The following is a 17,295-nucleotide window of genomic DNA, read 5'->3' as shown; positions in this document are numbered from 1 at the left end:
CCGCACTGTCCTGGTGCCCTGACCGGCAGCCCTGCCCGCCAGGGAAAGACAGCCGGTCAGGGCCTAGTACCCGCCGGAGGGCGTGTGGTCCGCGCGTGCGAGCTCGCGGACCAGTTCGCCCGCTCTGACCACGAGCCTCGCCAGGAGCCGCACGGACGGCCGACGTGAGCCGTAGGCCGCAGACCACAAGGGCGGTACGCGATCCATGACTCCATGGTGGATCGCGTACCGCCCTTGGTCGAACGGACGGCTTCGCCTACGGGCGCAGCGCGCGGAGCAGCAGGTCGGCGAGGTGGTCGGCGACCTGCTGCTTGGTCATCGGGCCGTCAGGGCGGTACCAGGTCGACAGGTGGTGGACGGAGCCGAAGTGGTAGTCCACCACGAGGTCGGCGGGGGTGGCCGAGGAGAAGACCCCGCTCTGCTGCCCCTCCTCCACCAGCGCACGGAAGCGCTCGTGGTAGCGACGGCGCTCGGCGCGCACCTGCTTGTGCTTCTCCGGGCTCAGATGGTGCATGGAGCGGAAGAAGATCGCGGCGTCGTCCAGGTTGTCGATCGTCGTCACGACGACGTCCGCGGCCGCGGCGCGCAGCCGTACCTCGATGGGCTCGTCGGCGTCCGCGTAGGCGTCGAGCCGCTCCTGCTGGACGCGCAGCACGCGGGCGTAGACCTCCTGGAGGAGGTCCTCCTTGGAGCCGAAGTAGTGGTACAGAGCGCCTTTGGTGACGCCGGCCGCCTCGACGATCTCCTGCACCGACGTACGGTCGTAGCCGCGCTCCGCGAACAGCCGGGTGGCGGCGGCCAGCAGCCTCTGCGGGACGGGGGTGCCGTCCCCGTCCGTCGTCCTGGCCATTGCCGCCACCCGCCTTTCGCTCGTTTCCTCATGTGCCTTGAAAAGTTCTGCGCCTGTTGAAGAGTTTTACAGCCGCGAACGCGGTTCCCGTCCGAGGATCTTCCCACTCGTCGCCTCCGGCAGATCGGGCAGGATCTCCCCTTGCCGTGGATTTGTACGGGCGGCCGGCTGCTCGGCACAGTACGCGCAGGAGCGCGCAGGCTCCACGACGGCTACCGGCCGGGTGCCGGCATACGCCGTGAAGGTCTGCGCACAGCAGTTGGCCGGGACACCGACGACGGCCGCCTCGCGCGCGGACAGGTGCGCGAGAAGCATGTCCTCGGGGCAGGCAGGCCGCCGCTCGAAGGAGGCGGGGGCGCAGTGCGCGGGCGCTCGCGCGACCGAGTGGACGGAGCTCACCGGCGCCTCATCTCCTCCCACTTCTGCTGGAGGTGGTTCATGTTGGTCAGCCAGCGGTCCGGTTCGGTGGCGCGCGCCTGGTAGTAGCCGGCGACCTCGGGGTGCGGCAGCACCAGGAAGCGGTCGGCGGCCATCGCGTCGAAGAGTGCTTCGGCCACGTCCTCGGGTTCGATCGCGGTCGGCTGGAGGACGAGGTCGCCGGCCGATCCGGTCGCGGCGAGCATGTCGGTGCGCACGCCCTGCGGGCAGATCGCGTGCACCTTGATGCCGCGGTGGCGGTAGGTGAGCGAGAGCCACTCCGCATAGGCCAGCACGCCGTGCTTGGTGACGCTGTACGGGGCGGCGCCGATCATGGTGAGCAGGCCGGCGGCGGACACGGTGGACACGAAGCGGCCACTGCCGCGCTCCAGCCAGTCGGGCAGCAGCGCCCGGCTCGCGCGTACGTGTGCCATCACGTTGACGTCCCAGGCCGAGGCCCAGACGTCCTCGTCGGCGAACACGTCACCGGGCGAGCCGAGGCCGGCGTTGGCGCAGTAGATGTCGACGACGCCGTCGAGTGCGTCGCGCGCCTCGTCCACGATCTGCGAGGCGTCGCCGGGCACGGCGTGTCCGCCGATCTCGTCCGCGACCTCCTTGGCCCTGCCGGAATCGATGTCGTTGACCACGACCCGGGCACCCTCGGCGGCGAACCTGCGGGCCAGCGCGGCGCCGATGCCACCGCCGGCGCCCGTGACCACAACTCCCGCACCCTGCACGGTACTCATCAAGTTCCGCCTTCCTGCGCGTCGACCGTCGGCGGCGACCGTCCGGGCCGTCCGTCCGCACCTGTCCAGGAGCAGACTAACCAGTCGGTATGTTGCTGGGGAAGAGGCCCCTGCGTCGGTCCGGGCGAACCTGAGAAGAAAGCGCGTTCACAGCGCTCCCCAGGGGCATGAAGGAGCGCGTAGCGTGCGTGCCCATGACAGACGGCGATCACGGAGGTGGCTCGATGAGCTTGTCCAGACGGGGTTTGCTGGCCGCAGGCAGCGTGGTGGGAGCGCTTGCCGCGACGGCAGGCGCCGCGCCCGTGGCGGCGGCCCACCAGGACCGGCACCGGATCCGTACCGGCTTCGAACGGCTGGCCGCCGGCGGCTATGCGGCCCTCGCCGGCGAACGGGTCGGCGTGGTCACCAATCCGACGGGCATCACCCGGGACGTACGGCACATCGTGGATGTCATGCACGCCGACGACCGGGTGAACCTGCTGGCCGTCTTCGGCCCCGAGCACGGCTTCCGCGGCACGGCGCAGGCGGGCGGCTCCGAGGGCCGCTACGACGACCCGGCGACCGGACTGCCGGTCTACGACACGTATCTCAAGAGCGGGCAGCCGCTCGCCGACATCTTCACCGCCTCGGGAGTGGACACCGTCGTCTTCGACATCCAGGACGTCGGAGCCCGCTTCTACACGTACATCTGGACGCTCTTCGACTGCATGCAGGCGGCCGAGCTCGCGGGCAAGCGCTTCGTCGTGCTCGACCGCCCCAACCCGGTGACGGGCCGGGCAGCCCTCGGCCCGGTGCTGGACAAGGCGTTCGCGACCTTCGTGGGCCGCGAGCCGATTTCGCAGGCGCACGGGATGACGGTCGTGGAGCTGGCGCTGCTGTTCAACGGGGAGTTCCTGACCCGGCCCGTGGAGCTGGAGACCATCGCCATGACGGGCTGGCGGCGAACCGACTTCTACGACAGCACGGGACTGCCCTGGGTCCCTCCGAGCCCCAACATGCCGACCCCCGAAACAGCGCTGGTCTACTCGGGCACCTGCCTGTTCGAGGGCACCAATCTCTCCGAGGGGCGGGGCACGACCCGGCCGTTCGAACTGCTGGGCGCCGAAGGCATCGGGCCTGCCTGGGCCGAGGCCGCGAATGCACTCGGCCTGCCGGGGGTGCGCTTCCGGGAGGCGTACTTCGCCCCGACGTTCTCCAAGTGGCAGGGCAAGACGATCGGCGGCGTCCAACTGCACGTCCACGACCGGGAGTCGTACGACCCGGTGCGCACCGGCATCGGGTTGCTGGTGACCGCCAGGCGCAGCTGGAGCGGCTTCGCCTGGCGTGCGGACAACTGGATCGACAAGCTGACCGGTTCGGCGAAGGTCCGCACGCTGATCGACGCGGGCGCCGGCACCGACGAGGTGGTCGGGGCATGGCAGGACGAGCTGGCAGCGTTCCGGGCGATGCGACGGGAGTACCTCCGCCACCGGTGAGGTCATGACGCGCGGATCGGGCCGGCCCGCCACCTGGGCACGGCACGTCGTCCGGGCCGGCGGCCGCGCGGCGTCGTCGCCTTCGGCGAAGAGCTCCGCGCCACCTGCCCGCCGTTGCGGACGGAGATCGGCATACGCACCTTGGTGGACCGTATCGGGGCTTCGCGAGGTATGGCCGTTTCTTCCCTTGCGCAGCATGCTGTTGCTGCGGCAGAGCGCGCTGGGGAGGGGGCCGGTCATGGCGGTGACGGGCGTGGAACCGTATCGGGAGATCACCTTCGACGCGGACGGCGATATGCGCGGCGGCGCGCCTGACGGGCTGCGGGGGCTGGATGTCACCGATCTGGTGATGTTCGCGCACGGCTGGAACAACTCACCTTCTGTCGCCGCCCGGTTGTACTCGGCGTTCTTCGCGCCCTTCCCGCGGCTGCTGGCCGGCAGGCCGGGAGTGCGGCTCGGGTACGCGGGGATCGTCTGGCCCTCGATGCGGTTCACGGACGAGCCGATCCCCGACTTCGAGCCGTCGGCCGCGGCGGTGGCCCTGCCGCCGGGGCCGGGGGTGGCGCCCGGAGCGTGGCCGGGCCTGGACAAGACGACGCGGGACGTGCTCGCCGGGCTGTTCCCGGGACACCGGACAACGCTGGACCGGCTGACCGTGCTTCTGGACGAGCAGCCTGACTCTCGGACTGCGTTCGCCGAATTCGGTTCGCTGGCCCGCGAGTTGGCGGCGGTTCCGGCCGGAGGACTCGAAGCGTGCTTCGCCGACGATCTGCCGCACGACGAGCAGAGCCCGCCGGCGGTCCTGTTCGAGGACCCGCTCACCCTGTGCATACGGTTCGCGGCTGCCCTCGATGCCCAGTCGCCGTCATTGGGCCTCGGTGGCATCGGCGGCTTCGGCAGCCGGCTCGGCGGCGGAGTGACGGGGGCCTGGAAGGGCGCCAAGGAGCTGCTGCGGCAGACGACGTACTACGCGATGAAGCGGCGGGCCGGCACGGTCGGCGAGCTGGGCCTCGGCCCCCTGCTCGGCCGGCTCTCCCGATCCTCCCCCGGGCTGCGGGTGCATCTGGTGGGGCACAGCCAGGGGGCGCGGCTGGTCGCCTTCGCCCTGCGCGGGCTGCCCGAAGGCGCGCACAACGTGAAATCGGTGACGCTGCTTCAGGGAGCTTTCTCGCACTACGCGTTCGCGACGAGCCTGCCGCACGCGCCGCACAGCACGGGTGCGCTCGCCGCGCTCCAGAACCGGGTCGACGGGCCGGTGGTCGCATGCTACTCACGGCATGACAGCGCCCTGGGGGTGATCTATCCGCTCGCCTCCAGCCTGGCCGGCGACTCGGCGACCGCGGTGGGGCTCGACCGGCGGTGGTGGGCCATGGGCCACGACGGCATACAGGCCGTTGCCGGGGCGCGGCGGCTGACGCTGGAGGAGGCGCTGCGCGACGGGCTGCCCCACACGGGCTGTGTGAGCGTGGACGCCGCCTCCGTGGTGCGGCGCGGGGGGCCGCCGTCGGGCGCGCACAGCGACATCTGCCACGAGGAGCTGGCGCGGGTGGTGCTGGCCGCGGGCCGCATCGGGCGATGATGTGCGCCCGTCGGCCGTGGGCCGCGAGATGCGTCAGCCTTTCCGTATCGCCACAGGCGCGGGAGCGGCGGCCGTGCGCAGGTGCTGAAGGACCGCTGTCAGCACCGGATCGTGCTCGGCGCCCGCCCGGACCGCGGCGAAGACATGACGGACGGGCGCTTCCCCGGTGGGCGCCCGCAGCACCAGGCCGGGGCGGTGGAGCGGCTGCACCAGGCGGGGCACCAGCGCGACACCTGCCCCTGCCTCGACGAGGCAGGCGAGTGCCTGCCAGTCGTTGACGGCGTGACGGATCTCCGGGGTGAAGCCGCCGGCCGCGCAGACGGATCGGGTCACCGCGCCGCAGCAACTCCGCGCGTCCCCGACGATCCACGGGTCGCCGGCGAGCTCCCGCAGCGGAACCCGGTCCGAAGCAGCGAGGCGATGCCCTACGGGCAGCGCCACATCGAGGATGTCGGCGAGCAGGTCGGTCCGCATGTAGCGGCGGTCGGTGAACGCGGGCGCCTCGGCGAAGTCCACGGCGACGGCCACGTCGATCTCGCCCGCGTCGAGCCGGGTGAACAGGTCCGGCGGTTCGGCCTCCACCACCGCGATGCCGATGTCGGGGCGTGCGTGCGCCAAGGCGGTGAGGGCGGCGGGCAGCAGCCCCGAGACAGCGCTGGAGAAGGCCCCGACGGTCACCTCACCGCGCCGTCCGTGGCCCCACGCCGCGAGGTCGGCGCGTACCCGTTCCAGCTGCGCGGCGATGACATCCGCATGCTGCAGCACGATCCGTGCCTGTCCGGTGAGCCGGACACCGCGCCCCTGCCGCTCGATCAGCGGCACGCCCAGCTCCCGGGAGAGCGCCGCCAGTTGCTGCGACACCGCGGAGGGCGTGAGATGCAGAGCCTGCGCGGTCCTGACCAGACTGCCCCGGCGGTCCAGCTCACGCAGGGCGCCGAGACGGCGCAGATCAATACTGAAGGCCGCGCTTATCTGTTCCATCCAGAAACATTAACTGGACCTGGCGAATGGAGGGGCCGAGGATCGCAACCGTGACCATGAAGACGACCAGACCGACGAGCACGTCCCCGGCCACGGCCGCGGCATCGACCACGTCCCCGGCCATGCACTCGGCTCCACGCGCCTTCCTGATCCTGCACGGCTGGCAGAACCGGCGCCCGGCGGGCCACTGGCAGCACTGGCTGGCGGGCGAACTGACAGGCCGCGGCCACCACGTGACCTACCCGCAGCTTCCGGACCCCGACCGTCCGGACCTTCAGGCGTGGCTCGGCCGGCTGGGCACCCTCCTCGAAGCCCAGCGGGACACCCGGGCACGCGAGCGAGTGGTGATCTGTCACAGTCTGGCCGTTCTTCTGTGGCTGCACGCGGTTGCGCGCGGAGGCGTCCGGGCCGACCGGGTGCTGCTGGTCGCACCGCCGTCCGGCGAGGTGATCGCCGGGTACGAGGAAGTCGCCGGCTTCGGCGGGCCCCGTGCCACCCGGGCGCAGGTCGGCGCCGCCGCGGGCAGCACACGGCTGGTGGCCGGGGACGACGACCCGTACTGCCCGGGCGGCGCGGCCGAGCAGTACGGCCGGCCGCTCGGTCTCGCCACCGACGTCGTACCCGGCGGCGCCCATCTGGACCTGGACGCGGGCTACGGACCCTGGCCGTCGGTCCTCGACTGGTGTCTCGATCCTGCCGCACGGGTACGCGCGCGGAACGGATGAGTTCAGGACAGCTGCCCGACTGATGGGCTCCATCGGATTTTCGATGGAGCCGGATCGGGCACCCGTACGTCCATTCAACGACGCCGATGTACCAGCGACGGAGGTGGCAGTGCGATGGCCGGTTTCCGGAGTCTTGCGAGACAGGTGCGCGATGCGCGGTGTGATCTGGCGCTACGGCGCTACTCACTGCGCAAGTGCCTGGAGCGGTTTGCGCCTTATGGGCACCGGGCGACCTGGGACCACCTGTGCGCAAGGCACAGGATCGAACCCGAGGACAGGGCCCCCGATCCGGCGCGGCTGGTGGCCGCGCTCGAGGAGCTGGAAGAGGCGCGGGCCGTGTGGCTCGCGTACGAGGAGAACTTCGCGGACCGCCGCAAACGGGAGAAGCACGAGGGGCTTCGGCGGCCCGGACACATCGACGACTGGCACCGGCGGACCTGGGGCGGAAACGGCGTCGCACGCTGCGACACCCCACAGGCCCACCCCTCCGCGCCGCTCGGTGAGGTGCTGCGCAGGCTGATCGCCGCCCTGGAGGACGAGCCCGGTACCGCGTGCCCGGTGTGCACGACCACGTACATCGTGTGGCGTCAGGACCTGGAGCACGAACCGTGGTTCGGGCCGGTCTGCACCGGCTGCGGCATCGTGGTACCGCAGCCGGTCCTGACATCCGATGCCGTGGCCGCCGCCAAGCGGGCGGGACGCCGGGAGCTGGCCTCCGTGGCGTGAGGCGTACGGTCCCGGGCCGGGGGCCCGGGACCGCTCCGGTGGCGAGTGGCCGGCGGCGGGTGGCGCCGCCCGGCCGAAGTGGCGTGTGGTTTCGGCCCGAAGCGGGCGGACGTCACCGGAGACAAATTCGATGGCTCAAAGGGATTCGGCACGCGACAGTTGGCCGTGATGCACCACGACCGAGGAGCCTGACATGTCGACGCTGCGCGTCACCGCCGAACTGCTGACCGTCCATGAGCATCCCAACGCCGATGCGCTCGAGCTGGCCCAGGTCGGTCTGTACCGAGCCGTGGTCGCCAAGGGCGCCTACCGCAGTGGTGACTTCGCCGTCTACATCCCGGAACAGGCCGTGCTTCCTGCGGAGTTGGTCGAGGAGCTGGGGCTGACGGGACGACTCGCCGGCAAGTCTTCCGACCGGGTCAAGGCGGTGCGGCTGCGGGGTGAGCTGTCGCAGGGCATCGTGTGCCGGCCGCGGGCGCTCGCGGACGTCGACATGGCGCGGGCGGCGGCCGACGGTGAGGACTTCGCGGAGCGGCTGTCGATCACCAAGTGGTCGCCGCCGATCCCGCCCACCATGTCCGGGGACGTGGAGCGTGCGCCCGAACTGCTGCCGTGGGTCGACATCGAGAACATCCAGCGCTACCCGGCGATCTTCGAACCGGGCGAGCCGGTGGTGCTCACCGAGAAGCTGCACGGCACGGCCTGCCTGATGACCTACAGCGTCGCCGACGGCGGCTCGGTGCAGGTCTCGTCGAAGGGATTCGGCGCCAAGGGGCTCGCGCTGCAAGAGGACCCGCGCAACCTGTACTGGCGCGCGGTGCTGGGCGCGGACGTACCGGCGGTCGCGGCGCGGCTCGCCGAGAAGCTGGGGGCGAGCCGGGTCGGTGTCTTCGGGGAGGTGTACGGCGCGGGCGTCCAGGACCTGGCGTACGGGGCGAACGCACGTGCCGAGGAAAGCCTGGGCTACGCCGTGTTCGACGTGTCGGCCGAGATCGACGGCCAGGTCCGGTGGCTGGACGCGGCCGAGGTCCTCGGGGGTGAACTCCCGCTGGTGCCACGGCTGTACGAGGGCCCGTACGACATCGGCAAGGTGCTCGAGCTCGCGAGCGGCCGCGAGACCGTGTCCGGCCGCGAGCTGCATCTGCGCGAGGGTGTGGTGATCCGCCCGGCTGTGGAGCGCTACAGCCCGGTCGTCGGCGGCCGGGCGATCGCCAAGGCGGTCAGCCCGGCGTATCTGACCCGCAAGGGCGGTACGGAGTACGAGTGATCCGTACACTGACCGTGGGCCCGGTCCGCACGGACCGGGCCCACCGGCGTGCCCGCGTGCGCCTCAGGATTCGCGATTCCCGGCCCGCCCGCGCTCCGGCAGCAGCCGCGAACCCGTCAGGCGCTCACCGAAGATGTCGTCCGGGTTGGACAGGACGCAGGTCTCCAGCGAGAGACAGCCGCACCCGATGCAGTCGGTCAGATGGTCACGGAGCCGGCCGAGCTGCCTGATCCGTTCGTCGAGTTCGCTCCGCCACGCCTCGGAGAGCCGCGCCCAGTCCTGGCGGTCGGGCGTGCGCTCCTCGGGCAGTTCGGCGAGAGCGTCGCGGATCGTGGCGAGCGGGATGCCGACCCGCTGGGCGGCGCGTACGAAGGCGACACGGCGCAGCGCGTCCCTGCTGTAGCGGCGCTGATTGCCGCTGGTCCTGCGGCTGCTGATGAGGCCCTTGGACTCGTAGAAGTGCAGGGCCGACACGGCGGCCCCGCTGCGCGCGGAGAGCTGCCCGACCGTGAGCTCGTGGATCTTCTCGGGAATCTGTGGCACTCCTCGAAGCCTACTGGGTGGTCCGTTGACAGGAGGGCGCCCGTCGAACCATGCTGAGCAAGCGCTTAGACAGGAGCGTCGAAACGCCTGAGAGGCAGGGACCAGGGACATGGCAGAGCCGAGGATCTTCACCTCCGCCGACGAGCTGCGGGCCGGGGTCGGCGAGCAGCTGGGGTACAGCGACTGGCTGGAGGTCGACCAGAAGCGGATCGATCTGTTCGCCGACGCCACCGGGGACCACCAGTGGATCCATGTCGATCCGGAGCGGGCGGCGAGCGGCCCCTTCGGCACGACGATCGCCCATGGCTATCTGACGCTGTCGCTGCTGCCGGCCCTGGTGCCGCAGGTGCTGCGGGTCGAGGGCATGAAGATGGGCATCAACTACGGCGCCAACAAGGTGCGCTTCCCCGCCCCCGTGCCCGTGGGCTCACGGCTGCGCGCCACCGCGGTGCTGCAGAACGTCGAGGACGCGGGCGGCGGCGTGCAGGTGACCGCGCTCGTCACGGTCGAGCGCGAGGGCGGCGACAAGCCGGTGTGCGTCGCGGAGTCCGTGTCGCGCTACTTCTTCTGAGCGCTCACCATGCGCAGGACGAGGTCGGCGTAGAGCGCGCCGACCTCGTCGGGCGTGCGACGGCCGGCGACGTTGAACCAGCGCGCCACGTCGATGCAGAGCGAGAGCACGGCGACGGTGGTGCCGGGGACGTCGGGCACGTCGAACTCCCCTGCCTCGACGCCCTCGTTCAGGATGCGGCGCACCACGGCGTCGCTCTGCCGGCGCAGCTCCATGATCTCGGTGCGGTGGGCGTCACCGAGCGCGTCGAGTTCGTACTGGACCACCCGCGCGGTCGTGTGCCGCCCCGCGTGCCAGCGGACGAAGGAGCGCACGGCGTCGGCGAGACGCTCGGTCGGCGTGCCCTCGCCCTCGTACGCGGCCTCGAGAATCTCCAGGGCCTTGTCGTGCCCGATCCGGCTGATCCGGTGGAGCAGTTCTTCCTTGGTCTTGTAGTGGATGTAGAGCGCGGCAGGGCTCATTCCGGCGCGGCCGGCGATGTCCCGGGTCGTGGTCGCGTGGTAGCCCCGCTCGGCGAACGCCTCGACGGCGGCGACGAGCAGTTTTCGGGCAGCGTCAGGGGTGACCTCGTCCCATGGCTTTTCCTCGTCGGGCGTCAGGTCCGCCGCACTCATCGCTCGCCCCTTCCGTGGCAGGACGAACACCATACCCCGAGGGTGAGCGAGCGCTTAGATCTTCCTACAGCTTCTGGAACGGGTCGTGCTCGGCGAGCAGCTTCTCCAGCCGCGCCTGGTCGACGCGACTGACGATCTGCCCGGCCTCCTGCCGGTCCCTGACCACCTTGGCGAGGGTGAAGGCCGACGTCGTGAGGTAGAGGACGGCAATACCGAGGAAGGCACGCACCCATGCGTCGGCCTCCAGGTTGAAGACCCCGAGGGCGACGGCTCCGAGCGCGACGGCGAAGGAGGCGACGGCCTGGCCGTAGTACGCCGCTGTGTTCTGCTGCTTGACCGGTGTCTCACTCATGAGCACAGCTTCGCGGGATGCGGCACCGGCCGGTATGGGCGCTCGTACTCACCGTGGTACTCATCGCGGGGCTCAGAACGCGGACACCCCGGTAAGGGCCCGGCCGATGATCAGCTTCTGGATCTGGCTGGTGCCCTCGTACAGCGTCATCACCCGGGCGTCGCGCAGCAGCTTGCCCACCGGGAACTCGTCCGTGTAGCCGTAGCCGCCGAAGACCTGCAGGGCGTTGTTGGCGCAGCGCACGGCCGCCTCGGAGGCGAACAGCTTCGCCTGGGAGGCAGCGGTGGCGAAGTCCTCACCACGGTCGATCAGGTCGGCGACCCGCCAGGTGAGCAGCCGGGCCGCGTCCACGTCCACCGCGATGTCGCTGAGCAGCTCCTGGACGAGCTGGTAGTGGGCGATGGACCTGCCGAACTGCTCGCGCTCGCCCGCATAGCCGACGGCCGCGTCCAGGGCCGCCTGGGCGATGCCGACGCAGCCGGCCGCCACCGACATCCGGCCCTTGGCGAGGGCGGACATGGCGATCGAGAAGCCCTTGCCCTCGGGTCCCAGCATTGCGGACGCCGGGACACGGACGTCCTCGAGGACCAGTTCGGCGGTGGCCTGGCCGCGCAGGCCCAGCTTGCCGTGAATGGTGCGGCGGGTGAGTCCGGGGGCGCTCGTGGGCACCAGGAAGGCGGAGATGCCCTTGTGACCGGGGGTGTCGTCGGTCCGCGCGAAGAGCAGCACGACATCGGCCCAGGTGCCGTTGGTGATGAACATCTTGGAGCCGTTGACGACGAATGCGTCGCCGTCGCGCACGGCCCTGGTGCTCAGGCTTCCGGCGTCGGAGCCGGTGCCCGGTTCGGTGAGCCCGAAGCAGCCGAGCGCCTCGCCGGAGGTGAGCCGGGGCAGCCAGTGGCGCTTGTGCTCCTCGCTGCCGTGGGCGGCGATGGTCTTGGCCACCAGTCCCAGCGACACGGAGACGATGCCGCGGACCGCGGAGTCACCGCGGCCGAGTTCCTCGGTGACCAGGCAGTACGCGAGGTGGTCGCCGCCCGAGCCGCCGTACTCCTCGTCGACGGTGAGTCCGAGGAACCCGAGGGCCCCGAGCTTCTTCACGATCGAACGGTCGACGCTCTCGGCGCGGTCCCACTCGGCGGCGTGCGGCGCGATCTCACGGTCGACGAAGTCCCGGGCCAGCCGGCGGACAGCCGACTGCTCCTCACTGAGCTCCAGGTTCATACGACCCACTCCCACTTTTAACTACCACCGCTAGTTTCTCTTCGGCAGGCCCTACTATGTGCCGCATGGCCCGACCGCGCAAGCCCCTCCTCAGCCGAGACCGCATCGTCGACGCGGCGGGCGCGCTCGTCGATGCGGAGGGTCTGGAGGCCGTGTCGACCCGGCGGCTCGCGGCGGAGCTCGGAGTGAGCGGGCCCTCCCTCTACAACCACTTCCGCAACAAGGACGAGATCCTCGACGCCGTCGCGGACGCGGTCAGCGCCCAGGTCGATCTGTCGATGTTCGACGAGCACGACGGCCGCGACTGGCGCACCGCACTGCACGACTGGGCCGTCTCCTACCGGGCGGCACTGGCCGACCACCCGCACATCGTCCCCGTCCTCGCCCAGGGCCCCGGCCGCCGCCCGGCGGGTCTGCGAGTGGCCGACGCGGTCTTCGGCGCGATGGTCAGGGCGGGCTGGCCGCCCGCCCAGGCCACGTACATCGGCGCGCTGATGCGGTACTTCATCACGGGCTCGGCACTCGGCTCCTTCGCCCGCGGCTTCGTAAATGACGCGACCGCCTACGACCCGGCCGACTACCCTCACCTCGGCCAGGCGCATCTGCTGGCTGAGCGTCAGGAGAAGGTCGACGAGGGCGCGTTCGAGACGGGGCTGCGGGCGCTGCTCGACGGACTGACGATGCAGTACGAGGCGGGGGCACGGGGGAAGTGGGAGACACAGAGCTCATAGCGGCGGTGCGGCGCGGGGACGCCGATGCGGTACGGGCCCTGCTCGAAGAAGGCGCCGATGCGGACGCGCTCGACGCGGACGGCCTCCCGGTGCTGTGCACCGCTGTTGCTGCGTACGACGACCCGGTCGCCGAAGCTCTGATGGACGGCGGCGCGGACCCCGACAGGCCGCTGCCGGACGGGACCACGCCGTTGCTGCGGGCAGTCGATCTCGGTTCTCCGGCGATCTTCTCGACCGTACTGGGGCATGAACCCCGGCTACGGCTGCCGGAGGCCGCCCGGGAACGCCTCCTCACCCTGGCCAGGACCTGGTACGCGACGGGTGCGGCCGAGGAGCTGCGACGCCGGACCGGGGCCACGGGCCCCGCCGAGAGGGTCCGGGTCCAGGACGACGAGTACCACCACGTCGATCAGGTCACGCTCGGCGGACTCACCGTGCGGGCCGGGCACGGCGCCGTCCTGACCTCACTGGAGTGGGCCTTCCGCGTCCTGCCGCCCGTCGAGGAGCTCGTGGCACGCGGTCTGAAGTACGCCGATGAGGACCATGTGGACTGGTGGTCGGCCAAGTGGATTCTCAGCCAGCGGCGCAGCAAGGAAACCTGGCTGGCCGTGACGGCCTTCCGGCACCATCCCGACCCCGCCCATCGCCGTTTCGTGCTCGATTTCCTGCGGATCAGATCGCTCACGGGGGCCAGCGACAGGAACTCGTACGACAAGGAGGAGAGCAGGCTCTTCGCGGCGTGGGCGGCCGAGGAGACGGACGTCGACGTCCTCGCGAAGGTCCTCGACGCCTTCGTCGGATACGAGCACCCGGGCATGCAGTCCATCGGGCTCGGGTACGTCGGCCACCCGGACCCCCGCGTGCGGAGAGAGGTGCCCGCTCTCCTCACCACATGGGGCAATCCGTACCCGCCCCCCACTCCCCCGGCCCGGGCCGCCCTGCTCCGCCTGGCACGTGATCCGGACTCCGAGGTACGCGCCGGTGCCGGCTACTGGCTCGGCACCTGTCACGACCTCACGCTGGAGGTCCACCAGACGCTGATCGCCCTGACCCGGGACCCGGATCCCGAGGTGCGGACGCGGACGGCGGGGGCGCTCGCCGCGTCCCCGGACCGCACGTCCGCCGCGGCGGACGCCCTCGTGGCACTGCTCGACGAGGAGGACGTACAGGCGCGCCTGAACGCTGCCTACGGTCTCGTCCTGCGGGACGATCCGCGTACCGAGGAGGCGACCGGACGGGTCGGACCGCTCGGTCCCGGGTTCGAGCACGACCACCGGGACTCCGCGATCCGGCGCTGGAAATGGGAGCGGAAGAAGACGGAGCGGGAGAAAGGTTCGGCCACCACCGAACAGTGACTGCGCGATCCTGGGAGCATGGCGCCCAAAGACCTTGCCGCCTTCGCGGCTCTGCTCGCCGACGAGACCCGTGCCGCCTTCTGTCTCGCGCTGCTCGACGGGCGGGCCTGGACGGCGGGCGAGCTGGCGCGGCACGGGGGCGTCGCACCCTCCACCGCCAGCGAGCACCTGGGCAAGCTCGTGGGTGGCGGCCTGCTCGCCGAGGAGCGCCAGGGCCGGCACCGTTACGTACGGCTCGCCGACCACGGCGTCGCCCATCTCGTCGAGGAGCTGGCCGCCCACGCAACGCCCGGACCCGCACCGCGGCCCACCGGCCTCACGTCGGCCACCATCGCCACTGCCATGGCGCGCGGGCGCACCTGCTACGACCATCTCGCGGGGCGGCTCGGCATCACGATCACCCAGGCCATGACCGAGCGCGGACTGCTCAGCCAGGACACCGGCTTCGCACTCACCGGCCGGGGCGCCGCCTGGTTCGAGGAGTTGGGGATCGAGCTGGAGCGCAAGGGACGACGGCCGCTGGTGCGCAGCTGTCTGGACTGGACCGAACGCCGCCCGCATCTGGCCGGGGTCGCCGGGGCGCAGTTGTGCCGGCATGCGCTGGAGGCGGGCTGGTGCGTACGCATCGGTTCGGAGCGTGCAGTGAAGGTGACCGAGGAAGGAGAGCGGGCTCTGACGCGGCTGCTGGGTATCGCGCCCGGGACACTTCGGTGAGCACCGAACCGTCCGGACCGTACGGTCGCTCCATGACGAAATCCGCCGGCACCGTCCACCTTTCCCCATGGCCCGCCCTGGTCGCTGCGGGCGTCACCGTCGTGCTGTGGGCTTCCGCTTTCGTGTCGATCCGCACCGCCGGTGCGGCCTACTCCCCCGGCGCGCTCGCCCTCGGCAGGCTGCTCGCCGCGTCGGTCGTGCTCGGCTGCGTCCTGCTGATCAGGCGCGAGGGACTGCCGCCGCGGGCCGCCTGGCCCGGCACAGCGGTCTCGGGACTGCTCTGGTTCGGCCTGTACATGGTCGCCCTGAACTGGGGCGAGCAGGAGGTCGACGCCGGTACGGCCGCGATGGTGGTGAACATCGGCCCGGTGCTGATCGCGCTGCTCGGCGCGCGGATGCTGGGCGAGCACCTGCCTCCGCGGCTGCTCGCGGGGATGGCGGTCTCGTTCGCGGGCGCCGTGACCGTGGGTCTGTCGATGTCGGGCGAGGGCAGCGCCTCCACGATCGGGGTGCTGCTGTGCCTTCTGGCCGCGGTGGCGTACGCGGCCGGCGTGGTGGCGCAGAAGCCGGCGCTCGCGCACGGCAGTGCGCTGCAGGTGACCACCTTCGGCTGTCTGGTGGGTGCGGCGGCCTGCCTTCCCTTCACCGGGCAGCTGCTCGACCAGGCCTCCGACGCGCCGGTGTCGGCGACGCTCAACATGGTCTATCTGGGCGTCTTCCCGACCGCGCTGGCCTTCACGACCTGGGCGTACGCCCTGGCACGTACGACCGCCGGGCGGATGGGCGCGACCACGTACGCCGTGCCCGCCCTGGTGGTGCTGATGTCGTGGCTGGCGCTGGACGAGGTACCGGGGCTGCTGACCCTCGCCGGGGGTGCGCTGTGTCTGGCCGGGGTGGCCGTCTCGCGTTCCCGCCCCCGCCGGTCAGTGGGCGGCGGGGACGGGAGTCTGCGGGAGACCGGTCGGGTCAGCGGGCGGCCGCCCGCGTAGCCAGGACCTTGATGGAGATCAGGGCGATCACGGCAAGACCGATGATGTAGCCCGCGACGGACATCGACGTACCCGTCGCCTCCAGCAGCAGGACCATGACGAACGGGGCCAGGCCACCGCCGAGCACGGCGGCGATCTGGTAGCCGAGGGAGGCGCCGGTGTAGCGCATCTCCGCGGTGAACAGCTCGGCGAACAGCGCCGCCTGGGGCCCGTACATGATGCTGAGGAAGCAGCTGGTGACGAAGGTGCCGACCGCCAGCCACACCAGTGACGCGGTGTCGATCAGCAGGAACATCGGCACGGCCCACACCAGCAGCCCGATGGCGCCTGCCGCATAGATGCGCAGTCGTCCGATGCGGTCGGAGAGGGCCGCGGCGGCCGGGATCATCACGAGCTGGGTGACGCTGACGCCGAGCGAGACGGCGAGAACCGAGCTGCGTTCCATCTCGAGCGTGCGGGTCGAGTAGTCGAGCACGCCGGTGATGATGATGTAGAAGGTCGCGGTGTTGACCGCGAACGAGCCGCCGGCCAGGAAGACGGTGCCGAGGTGGTTGCGCAGGATGCTGCGCAACGGCGAGCGGGCCTCGCTCTCGCTCTTCTCCTGTTCGGCCAGGGCGCGCTCGGCCTCGCGGAACGCGGGGGTCTCCTCGACGCGGGTGTGGATGTACCACGCGAGGGCGAGGACGAGGAATCCGACGAAGAACGGGACCCGCCAGCCCCAGCTCGCGAAGGTCGCGTCCGTGGTGACCGATCCGGCCACCAGGAAGACGGTGTTCGCGGTGACGACGCCGATCGGGACGCCGAGTTGGACCAGGCTGCCGTACAGACCGCGCTTGCCCTCGGGGGCGTACTCGGTGGCCATGAGCATGGCGCCGCCCCACTGGGCGCCGACCGCGATGCCCTGGACGACGCGCAGCAGCACCAGCAGTACGGGTGCGGCGATGCCGATGGTCTCGTACGTGGGGAGGAGGCCGATGCCGGCGGTGGCGATGCCCATCAAGGTGAGCGCCAGGACCAGCATGGGCTTACGGCCGTGCTTGTCGCCGAGCTGGCCTGCGATGACGCCGCCGACGGGCCGGGCGAGGAATCCGACGGCGAAGGTGGCGAAGGCGGCCAGCACACCGGCCGACGAGCTGCCTGCGGGGAAGTAGAGATCGCCGAGGACCAGAGCGGCGGCGATGCCGAAGACGAAGTAGTCGTACCACTCGACGGCGGAGGCGAGGGCCGCGGCGGTCGCGACCTTTCTGCGGTGCCGGTCCGTGGGAGCGGGGGACGCGGAGTCCGTGAGCTGAGCGGGGGTGTCCATGAGAAGCACTCTCCGGGGAGCGGGGACGGAGCTTGGGGTGCCACGGGTGGAGATTGCGGGGACCGTACCGACCGGTGGGTATGCAGGTCAACGGGTTGGACACCAGGAGTTTTTGCGAGGTCATTACCCT

At 71.1% G+C, this 17,295-nt stretch carries 21 protein-coding genes; 10 read left to right on the top strand and 11 right to left on the bottom strand.

The window, feature by feature from the left end; translation table 11 throughout:
• Positions 1-63: 63 nt before the first annotated feature.
• The 4 genes from ABZ208_RS15695 to ABZ208_RS15680 all read right to left on the bottom strand — a co-directional run bounded on the left by ABZ208_RS15695 (position 64) and on the right by ABZ208_RS15680 (position 2,013).
• Positions 64-207, bottom strand: coding sequence for a hypothetical protein (locus ABZ208_RS15695; protein ID WP_356910023.1), 144 nt, complete (start codon positions 205-207; stop codon positions 64-66).
• A 49-nt stretch (positions 208-256) separates the two neighbouring features.
• Entirely contained in the window at positions 257-850 is a 594-nt protein-coding gene (locus ABZ208_RS15690; RefSeq protein ID WP_356910022.1) for a TetR/AcrR family transcriptional regulator, read from the bottom strand.
• A 66-nt stretch (positions 851-916) separates the two neighbouring features.
• Positions 917-1,249 (bottom strand): hypothetical protein, encoded by a 333-nt coding sequence (locus tag ABZ208_RS15685; RefSeq protein WP_356910021.1) that lies wholly within the window; start codon positions 1,247-1,249, stop codon positions 917-919.
• Positions 1,246-2,013 carry an SDR family oxidoreductase gene (locus ABZ208_RS15680; protein WP_356910020.1) on the bottom strand — a complete coding sequence of 256 codons (768 nt, stop codon included), beginning with the start codon at positions 2,011-2,013 and terminating at the stop codon, positions 1,246-1,248. The genes ABZ208_RS15685 and ABZ208_RS15680 overlap by 4 nt, the downstream gene beginning before the upstream one ends.
• A 224-nt stretch (positions 2,014-2,237) precedes the next feature.
• Here ABZ208_RS15680 and ABZ208_RS15675 point away from each other — a divergent pair, with 224 nt between their 5' ends.
• Both ABZ208_RS15675 and ABZ208_RS15670 read left to right on the top strand, forming a co-directional pair.
• Entirely contained in the window at positions 2,238-3,488 is a 1,251-nt protein-coding gene (locus ABZ208_RS15675) for a DUF1343 domain-containing protein (protein WP_356910019.1), read from the top strand.
• A 196-nt stretch (positions 3,489-3,684) separates the two neighbouring features.
• Positions 3,685-5,067 (top strand): serine-threonine protein kinase, encoded by a 1,383-nt coding sequence (locus ABZ208_RS15670; RefSeq protein WP_356910018.1) that lies wholly within the window; start codon positions 3,685-3,687, stop codon positions 5,065-5,067.
• Positions 5,068-5,100: 33 nt separating this feature from the next.
• Here the strand turns inward: ABZ208_RS15670 and ABZ208_RS15665 are convergent, their stop codons facing one another.
• Complete coding sequence (locus ABZ208_RS15665) at positions 5,101-6,048, bottom strand: LysR family transcriptional regulator (RefSeq protein WP_356910017.1); 948 nt, start codon at positions 6,046-6,048, stop codon at positions 5,101-5,103.
• Positions 6,017-6,172 carry a hypothetical protein gene (locus ABZ208_RS15660; RefSeq protein WP_356910016.1) on the bottom strand — a complete coding sequence of 52 codons (156 nt, stop codon included), beginning with the start codon at positions 6,170-6,172 and terminating at the stop codon, positions 6,017-6,019. The genes ABZ208_RS15665 and ABZ208_RS15660 overlap by 32 nt, the downstream gene beginning before the upstream one ends.
• Between ABZ208_RS15660 and ABZ208_RS15655 the strand changes: the two genes are divergently transcribed.
• The 3 genes from ABZ208_RS15655 (at position 6,171) to ABZ208_RS15645 (ending at position 8,766) form a co-directional block, all read left to right on the top strand.
• Positions 6,171-6,773 (top strand): alpha/beta hydrolase, encoded by a 603-nt coding sequence (locus ABZ208_RS15655; RefSeq protein WP_356910015.1) that lies wholly within the window; start codon positions 6,171-6,173, stop codon positions 6,771-6,773. The two genes, ABZ208_RS15660 and ABZ208_RS15655, sit on opposite strands and share 2 nt — an antisense overlap.
• A gap of 114 nt (positions 6,774-6,887) precedes the next feature.
• Positions 6,888-7,499, top strand: coding sequence for a hypothetical protein (locus tag ABZ208_RS15650; protein ID WP_356910014.1), 612 nt, complete (start codon positions 6,888-6,890; stop codon positions 7,497-7,499).
• Between the two features lie 193 nt (positions 7,500-7,692).
• Positions 7,693-8,766, top strand: coding sequence for an RNA ligase (ATP) (locus ABZ208_RS15645; protein WP_356910013.1), 1,074 nt, complete (start codon positions 7,693-7,695; stop codon positions 8,764-8,766).
• 63 nt (positions 8,767-8,829) lie between these two features.
• On the opposite strand, the gene soxR is transcribed toward ABZ208_RS15645, so the two are convergent.
• Entirely contained in the window at positions 8,830-9,309 is a 480-nt protein-coding gene (gene soxR, locus ABZ208_RS15640; RefSeq protein ID WP_356910012.1) for a redox-sensitive transcriptional activator SoxR, read from the bottom strand.
• 109 nt (positions 9,310-9,418) lie between these two features.
• Here soxR and ABZ208_RS15635 point away from each other — a divergent pair, with 109 nt between their 5' ends.
• Positions 9,419-9,880 (top strand): MaoC family dehydratase, encoded by a 462-nt coding sequence (locus tag ABZ208_RS15635; protein ID WP_356910011.1) that lies wholly within the window; start codon positions 9,419-9,421, stop codon positions 9,878-9,880.
• Here the strand turns inward: ABZ208_RS15635 and ABZ208_RS15630 are convergent.
• The 3 genes from ABZ208_RS15630 to ABZ208_RS15620 all read right to left on the bottom strand — a co-directional run bounded on the left by ABZ208_RS15630 (position 9,868) and on the right by ABZ208_RS15620 (position 12,070).
• Complete coding sequence (locus tag ABZ208_RS15630) at positions 9,868-10,494, bottom strand: TetR/AcrR family transcriptional regulator (protein ID WP_356910010.1); 627 nt, start codon at positions 10,492-10,494, stop codon at positions 9,868-9,870. The two genes, ABZ208_RS15635 and ABZ208_RS15630, sit on opposite strands and share 13 nt — an antisense overlap.
• Positions 10,495-10,558: 64 nt before the next feature.
• Positions 10,559-10,846 carry a YiaA/YiaB family inner membrane protein gene (locus ABZ208_RS15625; protein ID WP_356910009.1) on the bottom strand — a complete coding sequence of 96 codons (288 nt, stop codon included), beginning with the start codon at positions 10,844-10,846 and terminating at the stop codon, positions 10,559-10,561.
• Between the two features lie 72 nt (positions 10,847-10,918).
• On the bottom strand, positions 10,919-12,070 hold the full coding sequence (locus tag ABZ208_RS15620) for an acyl-CoA dehydrogenase family protein (protein ID WP_356910008.1): 1,152 nt from the start codon (positions 12,068-12,070) through the stop codon (positions 10,919-10,921).
• Between the two features lie 65 nt (positions 12,071-12,135).
• On the opposite strand from ABZ208_RS15620, the gene ABZ208_RS15615 reads away from it, so the two are divergent.
• Genes ABZ208_RS15615 through ABZ208_RS15600 form a run of 4 tightly spaced genes read left to right on the top strand, consistent with a single transcriptional unit; the run spans position 12,136 to position 15,859 of the window.
• On the top strand, positions 12,136-12,801 hold the full coding sequence (locus ABZ208_RS15615; protein WP_356910007.1) for a TetR/AcrR family transcriptional regulator C-terminal domain-containing protein: 666 nt from the start codon (positions 12,136-12,138) through the stop codon (positions 12,799-12,801).
• Positions 12,780-14,156, top strand: coding sequence for a HEAT repeat domain-containing protein (locus ABZ208_RS15610; RefSeq protein ID WP_356910006.1), 1,377 nt, complete (start codon positions 12,780-12,782; stop codon positions 14,154-14,156). The genes ABZ208_RS15615 and ABZ208_RS15610 overlap by 22 nt, the downstream gene beginning before the upstream one ends.
• Positions 14,157-14,174: 18 nt before the next feature.
• Positions 14,175-14,870: a helix-turn-helix transcriptional regulator gene (locus ABZ208_RS15605; protein ID WP_356910005.1), complete on the top strand. Its 696-nt coding sequence runs from the start codon at positions 14,175-14,177 to the stop codon at positions 14,868-14,870.
• Positions 14,871-14,902: 32 nt separating this feature from the next.
• A complete protein-coding gene (locus ABZ208_RS15600; RefSeq protein ID WP_356910004.1) occupies positions 14,903-15,859 on the top strand; it encodes a DMT family transporter in 957 nt (318 codons plus the stop codon).
• Here the strand turns inward: ABZ208_RS15600 and ABZ208_RS15595 are convergent.
• Positions 15,837-17,165 (bottom strand): MFS transporter, encoded by a 1,329-nt coding sequence (locus tag ABZ208_RS15595; RefSeq protein ID WP_356910003.1) that lies wholly within the window; start codon positions 17,163-17,165, stop codon positions 15,837-15,839. The two genes, ABZ208_RS15600 and ABZ208_RS15595, sit on opposite strands and share 23 nt — an antisense overlap.
• Positions 17,166-17,295 lie beyond the last annotated feature (130 nt).

Origin of the sequence: Streptomyces sp. NPDC006208, assembly GCF_040613775.1 — a bacterium.
In the GTDB taxonomy this organism is placed as follows: Bacteria; Actinomycetota; Actinomycetes; order Streptomycetales; family Streptomycetaceae; genus Streptomyces.
This window is presented reverse-complemented; position numbering and strand designations above follow the sequence as displayed.